The sequence below is a fragment of the Pseudomonas sp. PS01301 genome (assembly GCF_029960215.1).
Taxonomy (GTDB): Bacteria; Pseudomonadota; Gammaproteobacteria; order Pseudomonadales; family Pseudomonadaceae; genus Aquipseudomonas; species Aquipseudomonas coleopterorum.
The window spans coordinates 1-19,201 of the sequence record NZ_JASCPM010000036.1 but is presented as its reverse complement, the minus strand read 5'-3'; the positions used below and the strand labels follow the sequence as shown (position 1 = coordinate 19,201).

21 protein-coding genes are annotated in these 19,201 nt (G+C 62.5%); 13 read left to right on the top strand and 8 right to left on the bottom strand.

The window, feature by feature from the left end; all coding sequences use genetic code 11:
* Positions 1-128: 128 nt before the first annotated feature.
* Positions 129-392 (top strand): hypothetical protein, encoded by a 264-nt coding sequence (locus QMX89_RS17145; protein WP_122742568.1) that lies wholly within the window; start codon positions 129-131, stop codon positions 390-392.
* A 142-nt stretch (positions 393-534) separates the two neighbouring features.
* Positions 535-780: a hypothetical protein gene (locus QMX89_RS17140; RefSeq protein ID WP_056844110.1), complete on the top strand. Its 246-nt coding sequence runs from the start codon at positions 535-537 to the stop codon at positions 778-780.
* Positions 781-835: 55 nt separating this feature from the next.
* On the opposite strand, the gene QMX89_RS17135 is transcribed toward QMX89_RS17140, so the two are convergent.
* Complete coding sequence (locus QMX89_RS17135; protein ID WP_282349122.1) at positions 836-1,015, bottom strand: hypothetical protein; 180 nt, start codon at positions 1,013-1,015, stop codon at positions 836-838.
* Positions 1,016-1,138: 123 nt separating this feature from the next.
* On the opposite strand from QMX89_RS17135, the gene QMX89_RS17130 reads away from it, so the two are divergent.
* The 5 genes from QMX89_RS17130 to QMX89_RS17110 all read left to right on the top strand — a co-directional run bounded on the left by QMX89_RS17130 (position 1,139) and on the right by QMX89_RS17110 (position 4,475).
* Positions 1,139-1,357, top strand: coding sequence for a hypothetical protein (locus tag QMX89_RS17130; RefSeq protein ID WP_043192846.1), 219 nt, complete (start codon positions 1,139-1,141; stop codon positions 1,355-1,357).
* Positions 1,358-1,617: 260 nt separating this feature from the next.
* A complete protein-coding gene (locus QMX89_RS17125) occupies positions 1,618-2,217 on the top strand; it encodes a LemA family protein (RefSeq protein ID WP_049861160.1) in 600 nt (199 codons plus the stop codon).
* Complete coding sequence (locus QMX89_RS17120) at positions 2,214-2,975, top strand: TPM domain-containing protein (RefSeq protein WP_090360313.1); 762 nt, start codon at positions 2,214-2,216, stop codon at positions 2,973-2,975. Before QMX89_RS17125 ends, QMX89_RS17120 begins: the two co-directional genes overlap by 4 nt.
* 18 nt (positions 2,976-2,993) lie before the next feature.
* On the top strand, positions 2,994-3,611 hold the full coding sequence (locus QMX89_RS17115) for a TPM domain-containing protein (protein WP_282349121.1): 618 nt from the start codon (positions 2,994-2,996) through the stop codon (positions 3,609-3,611).
* Positions 3,612-3,701: 90 nt separating this feature from the next.
* Positions 3,702-4,475 carry an EAL domain-containing protein gene (locus QMX89_RS17110; protein WP_282349120.1) on the top strand — a complete coding sequence of 258 codons (774 nt, stop codon included), beginning with the start codon at positions 3,702-3,704 and terminating at the stop codon, positions 4,473-4,475.
* Between the two features lie 13 nt (positions 4,476-4,488).
* On the opposite strand, the gene QMX89_RS17105 is transcribed toward QMX89_RS17110, so the two are convergent.
* The 5 genes from QMX89_RS17105 to nadC all read right to left on the bottom strand — a co-directional run bounded on the left by QMX89_RS17105 (position 4,489) and on the right by nadC (position 7,247).
* Positions 4,489-4,845, bottom strand: coding sequence for a type II toxin-antitoxin system HicB family antitoxin (locus QMX89_RS17105; protein ID WP_282349119.1), 357 nt, complete (start codon positions 4,843-4,845; stop codon positions 4,489-4,491).
* Positions 4,842-5,093, bottom strand: a complete 252-nt coding sequence (locus QMX89_RS17100) for a type II toxin-antitoxin system HicA family toxin (protein WP_282349118.1) — start codon at positions 5,091-5,093, stop codon at positions 4,842-4,844. The genes QMX89_RS17105 and QMX89_RS17100 overlap by 4 nt, the downstream gene beginning before the upstream one ends.
* Positions 5,094-5,303: 210 nt before the next feature.
* Complete coding sequence (locus tag QMX89_RS17095) at positions 5,304-5,888, bottom strand: SMI1/KNR4 family protein (protein WP_122742721.1); 585 nt, start codon at positions 5,886-5,888, stop codon at positions 5,304-5,306.
* Between the two features lie 211 nt (positions 5,889-6,099).
* Positions 6,100-6,354, bottom strand: a complete 255-nt coding sequence (locus QMX89_RS17090) for a hypothetical protein (protein WP_049861166.1) — start codon at positions 6,352-6,354, stop codon at positions 6,100-6,102.
* Between the two features lie 44 nt (positions 6,355-6,398).
* Positions 6,399-7,247 (bottom strand): carboxylating nicotinate-nucleotide diphosphorylase, encoded by an 849-nt coding sequence (nadC, locus tag QMX89_RS17085; protein ID WP_049861167.1) that lies wholly within the window; start codon positions 7,245-7,247, stop codon positions 6,399-6,401.
* Between the two features lie 281 nt (positions 7,248-7,528).
* On the opposite strand from nadC, the gene QMX89_RS17080 reads away from it, so the two are divergent.
* From QMX89_RS17080 to ampE, 3 genes are all read left to right on the top strand, one after another.
* Entirely contained in the window at positions 7,529-9,751 is a 2,223-nt protein-coding gene (locus QMX89_RS17080) for a DUF1631 domain-containing protein (RefSeq protein ID WP_282349146.1), read from the top strand.
* A 91-nt stretch (positions 9,752-9,842) separates the two neighbouring features.
* Complete coding sequence (ampD, locus tag QMX89_RS17075) at positions 9,843-10,406, top strand: 1,6-anhydro-N-acetylmuramyl-L-alanine amidase AmpD (protein ID WP_282349116.1); 564 nt, start codon at positions 9,843-9,845, stop codon at positions 10,404-10,406.
* Entirely contained in the window at positions 10,403-11,239 is an 837-nt protein-coding gene (gene ampE / locus QMX89_RS17070) for a regulatory signaling modulator protein AmpE (RefSeq protein ID WP_282349114.1), read from the top strand. The genes ampD and ampE overlap by 4 nt, the downstream gene beginning before the upstream one ends.
* Positions 11,240-11,315: 76 nt before the next feature.
* On the opposite strand, the gene QMX89_RS17065 is transcribed toward ampE, so the two are convergent.
* Complete coding sequence (locus QMX89_RS17065; protein ID WP_282349113.1) at positions 11,316-12,104, bottom strand: TatD family hydrolase; 789 nt, start codon at positions 12,102-12,104, stop codon at positions 11,316-11,318.
* Between the two features lie 2 nt (positions 12,105-12,106).
* On the bottom strand, positions 12,107-13,102 hold the full coding sequence (gene cra, locus QMX89_RS17060) for a catabolite repressor/activator (protein WP_282349112.1): 996 nt from the start codon (positions 13,100-13,102) through the stop codon (positions 12,107-12,109).
* Between the two features lie 335 nt (positions 13,103-13,437).
* On the opposite strand from cra, the gene ptsP reads away from it, so the two are divergent.
* The 3 genes from ptsP to QMX89_RS17045 are packed head-to-tail and all read left to right on the top strand — an operon-like array spanning position 13,438 to position 18,994.
* The gene (gene ptsP, locus QMX89_RS17055; protein WP_282349111.1) at positions 13,438-16,311 is read left to right on the top strand and encodes a phosphoenolpyruvate--protein phosphotransferase; all 2,874 of its coding nucleotides are present in this window, start codon (positions 13,438-13,440) and stop codon (positions 16,309-16,311) included.
* On the top strand, positions 16,311-17,252 hold the full coding sequence (gene pfkB / locus QMX89_RS17050) for a 1-phosphofructokinase (RefSeq protein ID WP_282349110.1): 942 nt from the start codon (positions 16,311-16,313) through the stop codon (positions 17,250-17,252). The genes ptsP and pfkB overlap by 1 nt, the downstream gene beginning before the upstream one ends.
* 11 nt (positions 17,253-17,263) lie before the next feature.
* Positions 17,264-18,994, top strand: coding sequence for a PTS fructose-like transporter subunit IIB (locus QMX89_RS17045; RefSeq protein ID WP_049861174.1), 1,731 nt, complete (start codon positions 17,264-17,266; stop codon positions 18,992-18,994).
* The last annotated feature ends 207 nt before the right edge of the window (positions 18,995-19,201 follow it).

Genomic DNA, 19,201 nt, shown 5'->3' with positions numbered 1-19,201 from the left:
TACAGGATTCGATAGCCCGGTGTGTGGGCGGTCATCTGTCTGGCGCACTCTGGCGCGGTTTGTGTGCCTCTACTACCGTTAGGGTCGATGGAGTCAGTGGCTCCAGCCGTTCAAACAGGAGTGTTGCCATGGGTAAGTGGGTTCCTTCAATCGCTACCGCTTTGCTGCTGATCTGTGCCGTGGCGCCTGCCACGCAGGCTGAAGATGAACTGGACAAGGGCATTCGTCACGACAATCGTGAACTCGACAAAGGTGTCGAGCACGATGCCAAGGAAATCGACAAGGGCGTCAAACATGACGCCGCTGAGGTCGATAAAGGCGTCAAGCATGACGATGATGAGCGGCACAAGGCCGACAAACACCTCGACAAGGAGGCGAAAAAGCATTTGTGACAGTGGGCTGTGACGTGATCGGCAGACGCAATGGAGGGGAGCGCTCCCACCATGGCGATTGTTCGCTTCGACCTGTATCGTTTCCACCGCGTCTGTCGACCGCACATGCGCCCGCATTACATTTTGGGCAAGGAAGCCAACCGTGAAGTACCTTCTTATCATTCTCGCCAGTTACGCTTCGGTCTATCTGTGCGTCTCGCCGCTGCTCGATGCGCGGGTGCAGGACATTATCGAAGGTCTGGAGATGCGCCGCCGAGCGGCTGACATCGAGGTCTACATCGAGCAGGTAATCGACTCGCTGAATCGCACCAAGCTGGAGTACGCCTTGTTCGGAGGTACGCTGCTGGCCGGATTGATCTGCGCCGGGGTCTGGTTGCTTAGCCGTTAGGCGCAGTTGCGGGGCCTGACGTGCAAATCAGCTGGGTTCTGCACGCCATCCGTAGTCACTCGTTGCCTTGGTCCTTCTCGCTGAACTCCACCGCCAGGGCGGCGGCCTCTTCGTCGTTGGTGCGGATGTGCAGCTCGCCCTCGGCGTCCTGTACTTGAAACACCAGGTCCATGCCTTGTGCACGATATTGCTCGGGGACGTCATCGCCTTCGAGTTTCTTCACTGAAATGGCCATGGTTTTCCTCCCAAAGAAACTGTGACCCGTGCCTGTGGGTAACGTGCGGTCAAAAGTTGTGCACAGGAACTTACCTCGCCTGCAAAGCCTCGAATCGTTACCTAACATCAGAGGCTTCCTACCATGACCACACGCGATGAAATTCAGCCAAAAGCTCCGACCCTCGACGCGAGCGGCAAGCCCGTGAACGTGGTCGAGCGCGATATCGAGAACGAAACCCCGGCGACCGAAGGCGTCGACAAGGTCATCACGCCGACCTCCATCAAGGAGAAAGAGCAGGACGCCGAGACCTTGCAGCGCAAGACCGCCGAGATCGAACGCAAGATCGCAGACGGTCGTTGATGTCGTGAAAAAGGAGAAAAGTGCAGCTAACTGTCCGTTCACATCCGTTTCACGCGGTGTTCACATTCTCGGGCGTAATGTTGACCTTGCTCCTTCTTCAAGCCCGCTTTCCTCCCCGTCGGCGGGCTTTTCTTTGCCTGCGATTTGGCGTTTCGCCCATCCAGGCCTGCTAACCTCTCTTATTCAAGCGTCGACCCGAACCGGATGTCGGCGCGTTGCAGCGCCTTGTTGCGCTGCCTTCCAAGGAGCTTGACCCCGCCATGACCATTTCTCTGCGCACACGGCTGCTGACCGTGTTGATGTTCACCACGCTGCTCAGTGGCTGCGGCATCAATAACATTCCGCAATATGACGAACAGGTGAAATCGGCCTGGGCTCAGGTGGAGAACCAGTACCAGCGTCGTGCCGACCTGATTCCCAATCTGGTGGAAACGGTGAAGGGTTACGCCAAGCAGGAACAGGACACCCTGACCCGGGTCATCGAGGCGCGGGCCAAGGCCACTTCGATCCAGGTCGATGCCAATACGCTGGACGATCCGGCCAAGCTGCAGCAGTTCGACCAGGCTCAGCAGCAACTCAGCGGTGCCTTGAGCCGTTTGATGGTCACTGTCGAGCGCTATCCTGACCTGAAGTCGAACCAGAACTTCCTGGCCTTGCAGTCGCAGCTAGAAGGGACCGAAAACCGTATCGCGGTGGCACGTCGTGACTTCATCGCCTCGGTCGAGAAGTACAACACCGAGATCCGCACCTTCCCCGGCAAGCTGTGGCAGATGACCATGTACCGTGACCAGAAGGTTCGCGAGAACTTCAAGGCCACGGCACCCAATGCCGAGCAAGCGCCGAGCGTGAAGTTCCAATGAAGCCATGGCGGTGCCTGCCGCTGCTGATGCTGCTGTGGGTCGCCACCGCCGGAGCGCTGGAGTTTCCAGCGCTCAGCGGCCGGGTGGTGGACCAGGCGGGCCTGCTCGACGGGCAGACCCGCAGTCAGCTCAGCCAGATGCTCGAAGCACACGAGCAGGCGACCTCCGAGCAGGTCGTGGTGGTGACCGTACCGGATCTGCAAGGCACGGATATCGCCGACTACGGCTATCAACTCGGACGCGCCTGGGGCATCGGGCAGAAGGGCAAGGATAACGGCGCCCTGCTGATCGTGGCCAAGGCCGAGCGCAAGGTGCGCATCGAAGTGGGCTACGGTCTGGAAGGGCAGCTCACGGACGCGCAGTCCTCCATCATCATCAATAACGTGATCGTGCCGTCGTTCCGCCAGGGCGATTTCGCCGGTGGCATTCGTGCTGGCGCGGCCGCCATGTTGCAGGTGCTGGGCGGTGATCCACTGGCCGAGCCCCAGCGCAGCAATGCGCAGGGTCAAGGTCAGGAGCAGCAGCGCCTGCCGTGGCCGGCGTTTCTCATCTTGATCATCATCGTGATCGTGATGATCCGTGGTGGGGGAGGCGGACGTGGCGGCCGAGGCGGTGGTGGCGGTTCGGTACTCACCGGTGCGGTGCTGGGCAGTGTGCTCGGCGGCGGCCGTGGCGGCGGTGGTTTCGGCGGCGGCGGTGGCGGTTTTGGTGGCGGTGGCGGCGGCTTCGGCGGCGGGGGTGCATCGGGTGGCTGGTAAATCGAGCAGGTACGCAGCATGACATTACTGGACGAAAGCGCGCAGAAGCGCGTGGCCACGGCCATTGCCGAGGCCGAACTGCACACCGACGCCGAACTGGTTACGGTGCTCGCACTGCAATCCGATGACTACACCTACATTCCGCTGCTATGGGCGGGGTTGATCGCCTTGCTGGTGCCGGGCCTGATCAACTATTACCCCGGTTGGCTGAATGCCCATCAGTTGTTGCTGGTGCAGTGGGCGACCTTCATCGTGATGGGGCTGCTGTTCCGCATTCCCGCATTGACCACGGCATTGGTGCCGCGCCGTGTGCGTCACTGGCGGGCGGCCAACATGGCCCGCCGGCAGTTCCTGGAGCGCAAGTTGCACCACACCCAAGGCGCGACGGGAATGTTGATCTTCGTTTCGGAGGCGGAACGGTACGTGGAAATCCTGGTGGACGAGGGGATTTCCAGCCGAATTGGCGATGACACCTGGAACGCGATCGTCGAGGCGTTCACCGCGCGGGTCAAGCGAGGTGAAACGATGGAGGGCTTCGTGGGTTGTATCCAGGCGTGCGGTGAGGTATTACGTCAACACGTACCTGTAACCCATCCTCGCAACGAGTTGCCTGATCGGTTGGTCGTGCTGGGCTGACCGCTCAGCCCTGCCAATGGACCTAACGAGGTTACGAGCTGTCAAAGTGGCATTACGCTATCATTCGCACTTTGCCCACGGAGCCTCGCCATGAGCCCGATCATTTTCCCTCAGCCGTTCAAAGCGGTTGGCTGCTCCGACTGTCGAAACCTGGATGCCCTGGGTTTCGACTTCACCATGGCATTCCAGCCGATCCTCAACGTGCGCAGCGGGCAGCCGTGGGCCTATGAAGCCCTAGTGCGTGGCATCAACGGTGAGTCTGCGTACAGCATTCTGAGCCAGGTCAACGACGGCAATCGCTACCGTTTCGACCAGTCCTGCCGCGTCAAGGCCATCGAGTTGGCCACCCGTTGGGGTCTGCTGGACCTCCCCGACTGCCTGCTCAGCATCAACTTCCTGCCCAAGGCCGTCTATCGCGCCGAAACGTGCATCCGCGCCACGCTCGAAGCAGCCCGCGAATTCGGCTTTCCGCTGAATCGGCTGATGTTCGAAGTGACCGAAGGCGAGCGTGTAGACGACCCGCTGCATTTGCAGTCGATCTTCAGCGAATACGAGAAACAGGGCTTCGTCACGGCGATCGATGACTTCGGGTCAGGGTATTCGGGCCTGAATCTGCTGGCGACCTTCCAGCCCAAGGTGCTGAAGATCGACATGGCACTGACTCGCGATCTGGATCATGACGCCGTGCGCCAGGCTATCGTGGCGGGTATCGTGCTGGTGGCTGGCAAGCTGAACATCACCGTCGTGGCCGAGGGCGTGGAAACCGTCGGCGAAAGCACGGCCCTGCAGGGGCTGGGGATCGACCTCCAGCAAGGCTATCTGTTCGCCCGTCCGGCCATTGGCTTGCTACCGCTCAAGCATTGAGCGAAGGGTTGCTTCAACCTGCGCGGATCGCTGATTCCTGGTGAAGGTAGCTTGCAAGGGCCTGCTTGGTCAGGTCGTTGAGCGTAATGCTTTGCCGGTTTGCAGCAATACTGGCTGCCAAGTGCAACTCGTGGCCTATTCGCACATTGAACGACCCTTTACAGGGTACTTCCGGCGCCACCTTCAGGTTGGCGCATGTTTCCAGATAATCGTCTACGGCTGTGTGAAACGCTGCGATGAGTTGTGAGACTGTTTGTCCTTCATAGCTGATCAGCGCCCGCACGAACTGCGCTTTGCCATATAGGCAGTCGTCTTCAGCGCTCGCCTCGATCGATCCGAAATAGCCGCGGTATTGAAGCAATGGGTTCATGGGATCAGGCCTCCGTTTTTCAATTGAGCAATGATCTGCCGCCGGATATAGGGTTTGATTTCATTACCCGGATGAGGACGATGTAGGCTGATTAAGGCCTTCGGATCACCATTGTAGAATTTGACACGGCTACCACTGCCTTGAATTGGCTCGTAGCCAAACCCCTGCAGTACTTTCACCAGTTCATTCCATGTGAAATCGCCATCCTGCGAGATTAGTTTGGCGATGAGCTTTCCTTGCCTGGACATACCTCTCCCTAGGTGCGACTAAATTTAGTTGCTCATCAATTGCGCGTCAATATCTGCTGCTTGGCTAGGTTTAGATCAGGAATGAGGATGTAGGCGAGGGGAAATGATACGAAGGATGTGCAGGAGTGCCCGAGGGAAGCATAGGTGGGTGGTCAGACCGTCTTGCCAGTAGACGAGCTCACCAGGCAGGTGGGCTCGTCTGCTGCAGCATCAATCCTCGAGAATGAACGCAAACTTGTCGTCGATCAGCATCTTCAGGTAGGCGTCGAAGCTGTCGGCGATGACCACGTATTCGTCCGGGTCGTGGACGAAGCGGATCACTTGGCCTTTGGTACCTTTGCTCGTAGGGTTGAAGTCGATGAACAGCGTGGAGGTACCGCCGTTGTTCATGCAGTGCGAGAAGCACAGCCGTTCGCCCAGAATGACATCGGGATCGATGCGTTTGTCGACCATGTCCGGGTTTTCCAGGAACAAGTCGTCGTAGATGTCGGCAATGCTTTTGTCGTTGGCGGTGCGGTCTTCGAGGATCTGTTCGACCGAGCGCAGGTAGTACGGGTACTCGGCGATGTCGGAGCCCAGGATGAGTACCGAAACTTCCCCTTTTTCGTACTTCTGCCAGTGCGTGCCGTTCACCTTGGCCAGCAGGTGCAGGAGGCTGTCCGGGCAGTCAGGGTAGACTTCTTTGAGCGCATCCAGTTGGGTAGAAGAGGCGCCGGTGGCGAACGCGAGTTCGTCAAGGCTGGCGGCGGGCAGGGCGGCTTTGAGGCCTGAGTGAAACTGTTCGACGATGCTCAAGGCTGCTTCCTTACGCGGGTTTTGTTTGAGCACCATTGGGCGATTCGTGGGGGGGAGTCAAGGGAATTTACTGTTTGGGGGATTTGTGGGGGGGGTTGGGATGTGTGGGGAGGCGACTGGCCTCTTCGCGGGCAGAGGGCTCGCCGCCCGCCCCGCTCCCACAGGACCTGCTCCCACAGGACCTGCTTGCATAGAGACCAGCGGGGGGGTGTCAGCGCCAGCGGACGGTGTAGTGCGCGGGGACGTCGCTCATCTGGGGCTGGAAGTGGGTGTTGGAAATGACGTGGGTCTGCACGTCTCCGGCGGCGTCGTGCAGTTCGATGCGATCGCCCGCGCCGGCGTTGAGGGTCACCTCGTAGATCAGGGCCTTGTTGGGCTCCAGGGAAGATTCGAAGGGGCCGAAACGGGTGCCGTCGATGCGAACGATGTAGACCTGGTGGGCGCCTTGGGTGGATGTGCTGGTCACTAAGAAAACTCCATACCTTTGCTGGTCGATATCTATGTGGGCTGTCACAGGCTCAGGCGCATGGACAGGTCTACCGCTTTTACATCCTTGGTCAGGGTGCCGATCGAGATGTAGTCCACACCCGTTTCGGCAATGCTGACCAAGGTCGAATCATTGATGCCGCCGCTGGCTTCGAGCTTGGCCTGGCCGGCATTGATGCTCACCGCTTCGCGCATGTCCGCAAGGCTCAGCTCGTCGAGCATGACGATGTCGGCGCCCGCGGCCAGTGCCTCACGCAACTCGTCCAGGCTTTCGACCTCGATTTCCACGGGCTTGCCCGGTGCGATGCGTTGCGCGGCCGTGATTGCCTGGGCCACGCCGCCGCACGCGGCGATGTGGTTTTCCTTGATCAGGAATGCATCGTACAGGCCGATGCGGTGGTTGTGGCAACCGCCGCAGGTCACTGCATACTTTTGCGCCAGGCGCAGGCCCGGCAGGGTTTTGCGCGTGTCCAGCAGCTTGACCTGAGTGTGGGCAACCCGCTCGGCGAACGACTGCGCGCGGGTGGCGACGGCTGACAGCAACTGCAGAAAATTCAGCGCACTGCGCTCTCCGGTCAGCAGCGACCGTGCCGGGCCTTCGAGGTGAAACAACGGCTGGTTGGCTTGTGCCTGCTGCCCGTCCACCACCTGCCAATGCACTGCCACGCGGGGGTCGAGCTGACGAAACACGGCATCGACCCAGGCGGTGCCGGCGATGGTGCAGGTGTCGCGGGTAATGATGGTGGCCTTGGCCAGGCGCTCGGCCGGGATCAGTTGCGCGGTGATATCGCCGCTGCCCACGTCTTCGAACAACGCACGGCGCACGTTGGCTTCGATTTCAGCGGTCAGATCGGCAAGACGAAGATTAGGCATGACGCGCTCCATCGGCAAAGTGGGGCGGATTATAGGATACTGCGCGGCTCGGAGCGAAGCCCTGCGTCTGGCGCCGTAATGTGGTGCAAAAAGAGATGCATTTGGTCGGCTTAGATGAGCTTTTCAGGTTATTTACGGTCAATCTTCTACTTAGCTCCGTGCTCGCTGAACTGCTTGTCACCTTGGTAGTCAGAGATCACTGTCTGTGAGGTCAGGTGGGCGATGACGTCACGTGGTTGGCAGGGATGTCGACGCTCTTTTTCGTGGGTGGGGGGTTCTTGATGGCGAACGATGGGAAAGTGGTTTCACTGAACAAGGCGGCCGTCGATCCAGCGAGCCAGCCTGCCAGTGTGCGCCTGCCTGTCGTCCTGTTGCAGGTGCGCGACAAAGCCGCGCTGCAACTCAAGCAGGCCCTTCAGGTGTTGTTCGACAACGCCGACGACACCCTTTTCGAAATGGCCGATCGGGCGTTGAACAACGTCGATCAGAACACCTTTTTCGAAGCCATGCGCGACTTGCGCCTCAAGCGCAAGAGCATCGAGCGCGGCTTCCTCGAGAAATTCTACGAAAGCTTTGTGCGCGTGGGTCAGTACGACACGGCCGAAACCAATGCACCTGCGCCGCTGAGCTACGACAAGTTGGCCTTGGTGCCCAACGACGAGCTTGAGCGCACCGTGGCGCTGGACGCCATGGTCAGCAAGGTGCTGAGCCGTGACAGCTTCGCCCTTGGCCAGTTGACTACCCGTTTGAACGTGCTGCTCACGCGCCGCCTGGATGATTCCACCAATCCCCTTGGCCCGGTCATGCTCTGCGACTATTTCCTTCAAGCCGGGCGCAGCCTGGGCGTGGAGATCAAGGTCAAGCTGATCATCCTCAAGCTGTTCGAAAAATACGTCCTGACCGATACCGATCAGCTCTACGCCGAGGCCAATCAGTTGCTTATCGCCGCCGGAATCTTGCCCGAGCTCAAGGCCGCGCCGGCCCGTCGCGCCGCCGATCGCTCCAGCGACCGTGCGCGCCCCGCGGCCGTCGAACCGGAAACGCGCACCGAAGCACCGAGCAAGCCTGCCCAGCGCGATGAAAGCGTGCAGGAAGTGTTCGGGGCCCTGCAGGATCTGCTGCACGATCTGCGTGGCAGCATGGCGCCGAAGATGGAGCCGCCCAGCGAGGCCATGCCGATCTCGACCAGCGACCTGATGCGCCTGCTGTCTCATCTGCAGCATCACGTTCCCCAGCAGACGCCGCAGAACGATTACGACCTGCGCCAACAACTGGAGCAATTGCTGACCCGCGTCAGCGTCAAGAGCGGCAAGTTTCGCGTGGTGGGGGTGGTGGACGAGGACGTCATCAACCTCGTTGCCATGCTCTTCGAATTCATTCTCGACGATCGCAATCTGCCTGACTCGCTCAAGGCCTTGATCGCGCGTCTGCAGATTCCCATGCTCAAGGTCGCAGTGCTGGACAAGAGTTTCTTCAGCCGTGGCGCCCACCCGGCCCGGCGCCTGCTCAACGAAATCGCCTCGGCGGCGATGGGGTGGGGCAGCCGCGACGATTACCAGCGCGATGCCTTGTATTTGCGGATCGAGCAGATCGTCCAGCGCCTGCTCAACGATTTCGTCGATGACACCTCGCTGTTCTCCGAACTGCTGGTCGATTTCCTTGCCTTCAGCAATGACGAGCGCCGCCGCAGCGAGTTGCTCGAACAGCGCACCCGCGATGCCGAAGAAGGCCGCGCTCGCGCGGACCTTGCACGTCATCTGGTGGAGAAGGAGCTCAACAGCCGTTTGCTGGGCCGTACGCTGCCGCTGGTGGTGGTCAATCTGCTGCAGGAAGCGTGGAGCCGCGTGCTGTTGCTGGTGTGCCTGAAGCATGGGGCCAACTCGGATGAGTGGCAGGCGGCATTGGCGACTGTCGACGATTTGATCTGGAGCGTCGAGCCTCACGATGATCCGGATATGCGCATGCGCCTGCTGGAATTGGTGCCGGGTCTGCTCAAGTCCCTGCGCGACGGCCTCACCAGCACCGCGTTCGACCCGTTCGCCACCAGTGAATTCTTCAGCCAGCTGGAAGTGCTGCATGTCCAGGCATTCCAGCGCGAACTGGCGGATGTCGAGGGGACTTCGAACGGCGACGAGTCGCTGGTGCAGGTGGTCGAGGAGATCGTCCTGGCACCGGTCGGTGAAACCGCCGATGGTGAAGCCCAGCTGCGTCTTCCGGAGGATGACCCAGGCCTGCTGCAGGTCGACAAGCTGCGCGTCGGCACGTGGGTGGAACTGCAGGAAAACGAAGAGTTCAAGCTGCGCTGCAAGCTGACCGCGATCATCGAGACCTCGGGCAAGTATGTGTTCGTCAACCGTACTGGCATGAAGGTGCTGGAAAAGACTCGCATGGGGCTGGCGGTCGAGTTCCGCCGCGGTACCGTGCGAGTGCTCGATGACACGCTGTTGTTCGACCGGGCACTGGATTCAGTGGTCACCAACCTGCGCAAGCTCAAGGCGAATTGACCGGCCCTGGGTGCAGGCCGTCTTCCTGGGTCTGACTTCTCAGGTCTGAGAGTTCATACTGGGGCTCCTTGATTGGCCAGCAGGACTCCAGATGCGGTTGAACGGTTTCACGGGATGGTGCGAAGGCGCTCGGCATTGTCCCTCGCCCAACTTCAACGAGCGCCCTGACGGCGAAGTCTCGCTGTTGGTCATCCACAACATCAGCCTGCCGCCCGCGCAATTTGCCACGGGCAAGGTGCAGGCTTTCTTCCAGAACCGTCTCGATGTCACTGAGCATCCCTATTTCGAAGGGATTTCCCATCTGCGGGTGTCCGCGCACTTTCTGATCGAGCGCGACGGCGGGGTGACGCAGTTCGTCTCTTGCCTGGACCGCGCCTGGCACGCTGGGGTGTCGTTGTTCGACGGCCGCGAAAACTGTAATGATTTTTCGGTAGGCATCGAACTGGAAGGCACCGATGATCAGCCCTTCGCCGATGCCCAGTACGAGGCGCTCGTCACCGTGACCCGGCTGTTGCTGGAGCGCTTCCCAGCGTTGAGCGTGGAGCGGATACGCGGTCACAGCGATATCGCCCCAGGTCGCAAGACCGACCCCGGCCCCTGTTTCGATTGGGCACGTTACCGTGCCGCCTTGCTCAATGAAGAGGATGCTCGATGATCTTTCTAGTGCTGCTGTTGGTCTTGCTGGCGGAGAAGTTTTCCGGTCTGCGCCAGCGCGTGCAACGTGATGGGTTCTTCCTCGGTGAACTGCACCGGCTAGAGGCGCGGTCGGGCCTGGCGCGCGAGCCATGGCTGGTGCTGGGTGTCAGCGTGGCACTGCCGGCGCTGCTGCTGGCGTTGCTGCTGTATGTCTTGCAACCGGTCGCGTATGGCTTGCTGGCGTTGCCGATGCATCTGCTGGTGCTGATCTACAGCCTGGGCCGGGGTGACGTTACCGTAGGGCTGGGGCCGTTTCGCGACGCCTGGCGCCGTGAAGATACCCAGGCGGCGGTACACGTGGCTGAACGTGACATGGGGGTCACTGCCGAGGATGGCGACAGCCTGCTGCAGAGGGTGCAGGGCCATCTGCTCTGGGAAGCCTATCAAAGCTTTTTCGCGGTGATCTTCTGGTACGCCGCGCTGGGCCCTGTGGCGGCGCTGATCTATCGGCTGGTGGCCTTGGTGGCCGAGCAGTCTCGGCATCCCGCAGTGGCGCTGCGGGCGCAGCGCCTGCGTCATGCCCTGGACTGGCTGCCGGTGCGCCTGCTGGCAGCCAGCTTCGCCCTGGTCGGCAACTTCGTAGCGGTGAGCCGAGTGATGTTGCACGAAGTGCTCAGCTGGGAAATCGACGCAGCGACGCTGATCGGCCGGGTCGGTCGTGTGGCAGGCGATGTGCCGACGCCGGTGGTAGGCCCGGCAGGCGTGGAAACGCTGGACAGCCTCTGGCAAATGGTCGTGCGGGCCGGGGTGTTGTGGTATGCGGTGTTGGCGGTGGTTTCGGTTTTGGCGTGATTTTTCAGGTTCATCGTGTCGAACCCGGACGCGGCTCGCGCCGCTTTTGTAGCAGCGGCGCGAGCCGCATCAGAGGTCACTGCCCATCGGGCCAGCCGAACAGGGCATTGGCATTCTGGGTGCTCGCAGCGGCCAGGGTATGGGCGTCGGTGCCGATGATCTTCGCCAACGCTTCGGCGATGTCCGGTAGATGCTCCGGGCTGTTGCGTAAGCCAGGATGCATCGCAGGCGCCATGTCCGGCGCGTCGGTTTCCAGAACGATGGCGTCCAGCGGCAAGCGCGGCAGCACCTTGTGCATGCGTAACGCCTGAGGCCAGGTCGGCGCGCCACCCAGGCCCAGCTTGAAGCCCAGTTTCAGGTACTCCCGCGCTTCCTCCCAACTGCCGGCAAACGCATGGATGACACCGGCACGCGGCAGCTTGAAACGCTTCAGCGTCGCAATCACGGCGGCATGGCTGTGGCGCACATGCAGCAGCACCGGCAGCGCCAGATCTGCCGCCAGTTTCAGCTGCGCCTCGAATAATGCCTGTTGCCGGTCGCGATCCAGATCCTTGAGGTAGTAATCCAGACCGAACTCGCCAATGGCGCAGAGCTTGGGGTGTCCGTGCAACCGTTCCAGCCAGTCGCGCAGTCCGTTCACATGGTCGGGCTGATGTTCTTCGAGAAACACCGGGTGCAGGCCCAGGGCCGCGTACACCCGCTCATCCGCCAGGGCCAGGTCCCACACCCGTTGCCAGTTGACCTGGTGCACGCCCAGGACCACCACCCGTTCCACGCCTCGCGCCGCAGCGCTGTCCAGCACGCGCGGGCGATCGGCATCGAAGTCGGGGAAATCCAGGTGGGTGTGGGTGTCGATCAAGCGCACGATCAGGCCTCGTGAATCCTCTGTTTGAAGGTCCGGGCCAGGGCATTCACGCCGGGCTCGTAGTGCTTTTGTTCAACGGCGGCCAGGGCCAGTTCCAAGGCCTTGCTGGCGATCATGTCGTGCTGCTGGGCCATCGCATTGACCGGTAGCGGTAAAAAGTCCAGCAGCTGGGTGTCGCCGAACGTGCCTAGGTGCAGCGCCTGGGAATCCAGCGGGCGCTGCTGCAGGACATCGAACACACCCTGCAGCAGGACGTAGGAGGTGGTCACCAGTGCATCGGGCAGGTGGCCAAGCTGGTCGAGCAGGGCGAGCATGGACTGCTGGCCGCCTTCGCGACTGAAATATTCGCTGTGCTCGACCAGCACCGTGCCGTCGAAATCGGCCAGCGCGGTGTTGAAGCCCTCGGTTCGTGCCTGACTGATGCTCAGCTCTGCCCGAGCGCCGATCAGAGCGATGTGCCGTGGCTTGGGCAACAGCAGGCTCTGGGTCAATTGCAGGCTGGCGTTGCGGTCATCGCTGATGACCGAACAGAACTGCGCCGGGTCCATCATCCGGTCGATGGCGATCACCGGTGTGCCCTTGGCCTGCAACTCGCGGTAACTGTCGTCACTGGCCGGCAGGCAACTGGCGACGAACAGCGCGTCGCAGCGGCGGGCGCGAAAAAGTTGCAGCAATTGCAGTTCACTGGCAGCGTCGTCGTCGGAACTGGCGATCAGCAGTTGATAGCCGTGAGCGCGAGCGCCCTGTTCGAGCCGCTTGGCGATGCGCGCGTAGCTGGGGTTTTCCAGGTCCGGCAGGATGAAACCCAGGGTGCGGGTGTGCCGACTGCGCAGACCGGCCGCCTGGGGGTTGGGCGTGAAGCCCTGTTCCTGAACGATGGCTTCGACGCGTGCCACCGTCGCCTTGCTGATGCGTTGTTGGGCAGCCTTGCCGTTGATGACGTAACTGGCCGTAGTGACCGAGACGCCAGCCAGGCGAGCAATATCGCTGAGTTTCAACCGTTGATTCCTTGTGGTCGGCGCGCCGGTGCCAGAGCATCTGGAGCGCGCTTATTCATCGTTGGTCAGGTTGCGTCGGGCCGTGATCAGGCAACGTAACCGACAGGTTGGACTTCAATCATGGAAGATTATCGAGTAACGTGCGCTGCATTCTAGATTAAACGTTTCAGCCTGCGCGTTTCCTGCCGTAAAACATCTCTCGTCGAGGTCTCACCCTTACCCTCGGCAACGCAGGCCGGACGTATCGAGAGTACAAAGCCCGCCCATCGGTGCTCTATGCTCAAACTTCACAACAATACCTCAGCGTGCTGCCGCCGCTGTAAAGGAGAGAGGCAATGCTGGAGCTCACTATAGAGCAGATATCCATGGGCCAGAGTGCCGTGGATAAACCCGCCGCCCTGCAATTGCTCGCCGACAAACTGGTTGCCGATGGTTTGGTGGCCGAAGGTTACCTGGCCGGCTTGCAAGCGCGTGAAGCTCAAGGCTCGACCTTTCTTGGCCAAGGCATCGCCATTCCCCACGGTACGCCCGATACCCGCGACCTGGTGTTCACCACCGGCGTGCGCCTGCTGCAATTCCCCGAAGGCGTGGATTGGGGCGATGGCCAGATGGTTTACCTGGCCATCGGCATTGCCGCCAAATCCGACGAACACCTGCGCCTGCTGCAATTGCTGACCCGCGCACTGGGTGAAACCGACCTGGGTGAAGCGTTGCGCCGGGCCAGCGATGCGCCAGCGCTGCTGAAACTGCTGCAGGGGGCGCCGCAGGAATTGGCGCTGGATGCGCAGATGATCAGCCTGGGCGTGATGGCCGAAGACTTCGAAGAGCTGGTGTGGCGCGGTGCGCGTCTGTTGCGCCAGGCCGATTGTGTAAGCAACGGTTTCGCGGCGCTGCTGCAGCAGGTCGAAGCGCTGCCATTGGGCGATGGCCTGTGGTGGCTGCACAGCGAGCAAACGGTCAAGCGTCCGGGCCTGGCGTTCGTCACTCCGGACAAGCCCCTGCGCTATCTGGGGCAGCCGTTGACTGGTCTGTTCTGCCTGGCGAGTCTGGGTGAAGCCCACCAGGCGCTGCTCGAACGCCTGTGCGCTTTGCTGATCGAAGGCCGCGGCAACGAATTGGGCGGCGCCACCAGCACGCGGGCAGTGCTCGAAGCGCTCGGTGGCGAGCTGCCAGCCGACTGGCCCAGTGCGCGTATCGTACTGGCCAACGCCCACGGCCTGCATGCCCGCCCGGCGAAGATCCTGGCGCAGCTGGCGAAGAGCTTCGACGGCGAGATCCGCTTGCGGGTGGTAGAGTCCGGCGGCCTTGCCGTGTCCGCCAAGAGCTTGAGCAAGCTGCTCAGCCTCGGTGCGCAGCGCGGCCAGACCCTGGAGCTGGTGGCCGAACCCACCATTGCAGACGACGCCCTGCCGGCGCTGCTGAAGGCCATCGAAGACGGTCTGGGCGAAGAAGTGGAGCCGCTGCCAGCGGTCACCGAAGCGGCGCCGCAGCAGGCACCGGTCGCCAAGGCGCCCAAGGCCAAGCCGCAGGCACCGCGCACCGGGGCCCAGGTCCAGGGCGTCGCCGCTGCCCCCGGCATCGCCATGGGGCCGGCGCACATCCAGGTGCTGCACGATTTCGAATATCCCCAGCGCGGTGAATCCGTGGCGCTCGAACGCGAGCGTCTGCAGGCCGCCCTGGGCCAGGTCCGCCAGGACATCGAAGGGTTGATCCAGCGGGCTCAGGCGCAGGCCATCCGCGAAATCTTCGTCACTCACCAGGAAATGCTCGACGACCCGGCGCTGACCGATGAAGTCGCCGCGCGTCTGCAGCAGGGCGAAAGTGCTGCGGCAGCCTGGAACACGGTGATCGAGGCGGCCGCCGTGCAACAGGAAGCGCTGCAGGATGCCCTGCTGGCCGAGCGCGCAGCCGATCTGCGCGACATCGGTCGCCGCGTGCTGGCGCAGCTGTGTGGCGTACCAACGCTGGAAGAACCAAAAGAAGCCTACATCCTGGTAATGGATGAAGTTGGCCCCTCGGACGTGGCTCGTCTTGACCCGGCTCGTGTGGCCGGGATTCTCACCGCGCGCGGTGGTGCCACCGCGCACAGCGCCATCGTCGCGCGTGCTCTGGGCATTCCGGCCGTGGTCGGCGCAGGCGAAGGCGTGTTGCAGATCGCTGCCGGTACCGCGCTGCTGATCGACGGTCAGCGCGGTCTGTTGACTGTGGCACCGGCGCCCGAGGTGCTGGAACGTGCCTTGGCCGACCGTGATCGCCGCGAGCAGCGCCTGCAGGCCGCAGCCGAGCGACGCATGGAAAGCGCGGTGACCCTCGACGGGCACGCCGTGGAAGTATTTGCCAACATCGGCGAAAGCGCCGGTGTTGCCAAGGCCGTGGAGCAGGGCGCCGAGGGCGTTGGCCTGCTGCGCACCGAGCTGATTTTCATGGCCCATTCGCAAGCCCCGGATGAGGCCGTGCAGGAAGCCGAGTACCGCCGTGTGCTCGATGGCCTGCAAGGTCGACCGCTGGTGGTACGCACCCTCGATGTGGGCGGCGACAAGCCGTTGCCGTACTGGCCGATCGACAAGGAAGAGAACCCGTTCCTGGGTGTGCGCGGCATTCGCCTCACGCTGCAGCGCCCCGACGTGATGGAAGGCCAGCTGCGCGCGCTGTTGCGCGCCGCCGACAACCGTCCGCTGCGGATCATGTTCCCCATGGTCGGCAGTGTCGAAGAGTGGCGCCAGGCCAAGGACATGACCGAGCGCGTGCGTCGCGAGATTCCGGTCAAGGACCTGCAACTGGGCATCATGATCGAAGTACCGTCGGCGGCCTTGCTGGCTCCGGTACTGGCCCGCGAGGTCGACTTCTTCAGCATCGGCACCAACGACCTGACCCAGTACACCCTGGCCATCGACCGTGGCCACCCGACCTTGTCGGCCCAGGCCGATGGTCTGCACCCGGCCGTACTGCAATTGATCGACATCACCGTGCGTGCAGCCCATGACTACGGCAAATGGGTCGGCGTGTGCGGTGAGCTGGCAGCCGACCCGTTGGCTGTGCCGTTGCTGGTCGGCCTGGGTGTGGATGAATTGAGTGTCTCGGCGCGCAGCATTGCCGAGGTCAAGGCGGGGGTGCGCGAGCTGACGCTCAGCCACGCGCAACAATTGGCCCGGCATGCGCTCGGGTTGGGCACCGCCACGCAGGTGCGTGCCCTGGTGGAGAAATCTTGATGGCACGCATCCTGACCCTGACGCTTAATCCGGCGTTGGACCTGACCGTGGAGATCGACGGCCTGGAACTGGGCGAAGTCAATCGCAGCAATGCCCTGCACCGTCACGCAGCCGGCAAGGGCCTCAATGTCGCCCAGGTGCTGGCCGACCTCGGCCATCAGGTGACCGTGAGTGGTTTTCTCGGCGATGCCAATGCGCAGCCGTTCGAGGCACTGTTCGCGCAGCGCGGTTTTACCGATGCGTTCATTCGCGTGCCGGGTGAGACGCGCAGCAACATCAAACTGGCTGAGCGCAGTGGCCGTGTCACCGACGTCAACGGTCCGGGTCCGGTGGTCGATGATCAGGCCCAGGCGGCGCTGCTGGCTCGTCTGCAGGACATGGCGCCGGGGCACGATGCGGTGGTGGTCGCCGGCAGCTTGCCGCGTGGGGTGAATCCGCAGTGGTTCCAGGCGCTGCTCGAAACGCTTGCGCGCATGGACCTGAAAGTGGCGCTCGACACCAGTGGCGCGGCCCTGCGCGCCGGCTTGCTGACCCGTCCATGGCTGGTCAAGCCCAATACCCATGAGCTCACCGAGGTGCTCGGCAGCTCGGTGGAAACGCCTGCCGAGCAGTCCGCTGCGGCCCAGCGCCTGTTGGCTGATGGGGTCGGCAACGTGGTGATCTCCCAAGGCGAGCGCGGCGTCAATTGGTTCGCGGCCGACCTGGCCTTGCAGGCCTTGCCGCCCACCGTCGACGTGGCCAGTACCGTAGGTGCCGGGGACTCGTTGCTGGCCGGGCTGGTACACGGTCTGCTCAGCGAACGGACGCCGGAACACAGCCTGCGCACGGCCACCGCGATCGCCGCCATGGCGGTGACGCAGATCGGCTTCGGAATCAGTGATGCCGCGCACCTGGCGCGGCTTGAAAGCGGCGTCAGTGTACGTCCGCTGACAGAACAATAAGAGGGTTGAAGATGAAACTAGCTATCGTCACCGCGTGCCCCAGCGGGCGGGTGTCCAGCGTCTTGAGCGCACGTCTGCTCGACGCGGCGGCCCGTCGCCAGGGCTGGAGCACCAGCGTTGAAGTGTTCGACCCGCAAAACCCCGAGCAGCGTCTGACCGAGGCTGATATCGAAGCCGCGGACTGGGTGCTGGTGGTCAACACCGGTGCCATGGACCTGAGCCGTTTCGTCGGCAAGCGTCTGTTCCAGAGCAGCCCGGCCCACGCCCTGCAGGATGTCGACGGCTTTCTGCGGCAGGCTGCCGAACAAGCCAAGCCCTACGCCGCTGCGCCAGCGGCAGCCGCAACGGCGTCGCGTGCACCGCGTCTGGTGGCGGTCACCGCCTGCCCGACCGGGGTGGCGCACACCTTCATGGCGGCCGAAGCGTTGCAGCAGGGCGCCAAGCAGTTGGGCTACGAGTTGCAGGTGGAAACCCAGGGTTCGGTGGGCGCGCGCAACCCGTTGAGCGTACAGGCCATCGACGAGGCCGACGTGGTGTTGCTGGCCGCCGATATCGAAGTGGCCACCGAGCGTTTTGCTGGCAAGAAGATCTATCGCTGCGGCACCGGCATTGCCCTGAAACAGGCTCAAGCGACCCTCAACAAGGCGCTGGCCGAAGGTGAGGTGGAATCCACCGGCAGCGCTGCCGGTGCGCCCAAGAAGCAGGAAAAGACCGGTGTCTACAAGCACTTGTTGACCGGTGTGTCGTTCATGCTGCCGATGGTGGTGGCGGGGGGCTTGCTGATCGCGCTGTCGTTCGTGTTCGGTATCGAGGCGTTCAAGGAGCCCGGCACCTTGCCGGCCGCCCTGATGCAGATCGGTGGCGAAGCCGCGTTCAAGCTGATGGTGCCGTTGCTGGCGGGCTACATCGCCTATTCGATCGCCGACCGTCCGGGGCTTGCGCCGGGCATGATCGGTGGCTTGCTGGCGAGCACCTTGGGTGCCGGCTTCATCGGTGGTATCGCGGCGGGTTTCATTGCCGGTTACGCGGCCAAGGCGATCAACCGCTATGCGAAGCTGCCGGCCAGTCTGGAAGCCTTGAAGCCGATCCTGATCATTCCCCTGCTGGCCAGTCTGTTCACGGGCCTGGTGATGATCTATGTCGTCGGCAAGCCGGTGGCTGGAATGCTGGCAGGTCTGACGACTTTCCTCGACAGCATGGGCACCACCAACGCGTTGCTGCTGGGGGTGCTGCTGGGCGCGATGATGTGCGTCGACCTGGGCGGACCGATCAACAAGGCGGCGTATGCGTTTTCGGTGGGGCTGCTGGCGTCGCAGAGCTATGCGCCGATGGCCGCGACCATGGCGGCGGGCATGGTGCCGCCGATCGGTCTGGGGCTGGCGACCTTCTTCGCCCGGCGCAAATTCGCCCAGACCGAGCGTGAGGCAGGCAAGGCGGCGTTGGTGTTGGGGTTGTGCTTCATTTCCGAGGGCGCCATCCCGTTCGCCGCCAAGGACCCATTGCGGGTCATTCCCGCGAGCATTGTCGGTGGGGCCTTGACCGGTGCATTGTCGATGTACTTCGGCTGCAAGCTGATGGCGCCGCACGGTGGCTTGTTCGTGCTGCTGATTCCGAACGCGATCAACCATGCCTTGTTGTATCTGATGGCCATCGTCGCCGGTGCCCTGTTGACCGCGGTCGTGTATGCCGTGATCAAAAAGCCGGAGACCCAGGAAATCGCCGTAGAACCGGCAAAAGCCTGACCCTGTAGCAGCGGCGCAAGCCGCGTCCGGCCTTGACGCGGTTTTCCAGATACACCGCATGCACCGCCGACGCGGCTCGCGCCGCTGCTACAGAAACAGTGCGATCCCCTGTAGCAGCGGCGCAAGCCGCGTCCGGCCTCATCGCGGTCTTCCAGATACACCGCATGCACCGCCGACGCGGCTCGCGCCGCTGCTACAGAAACACTG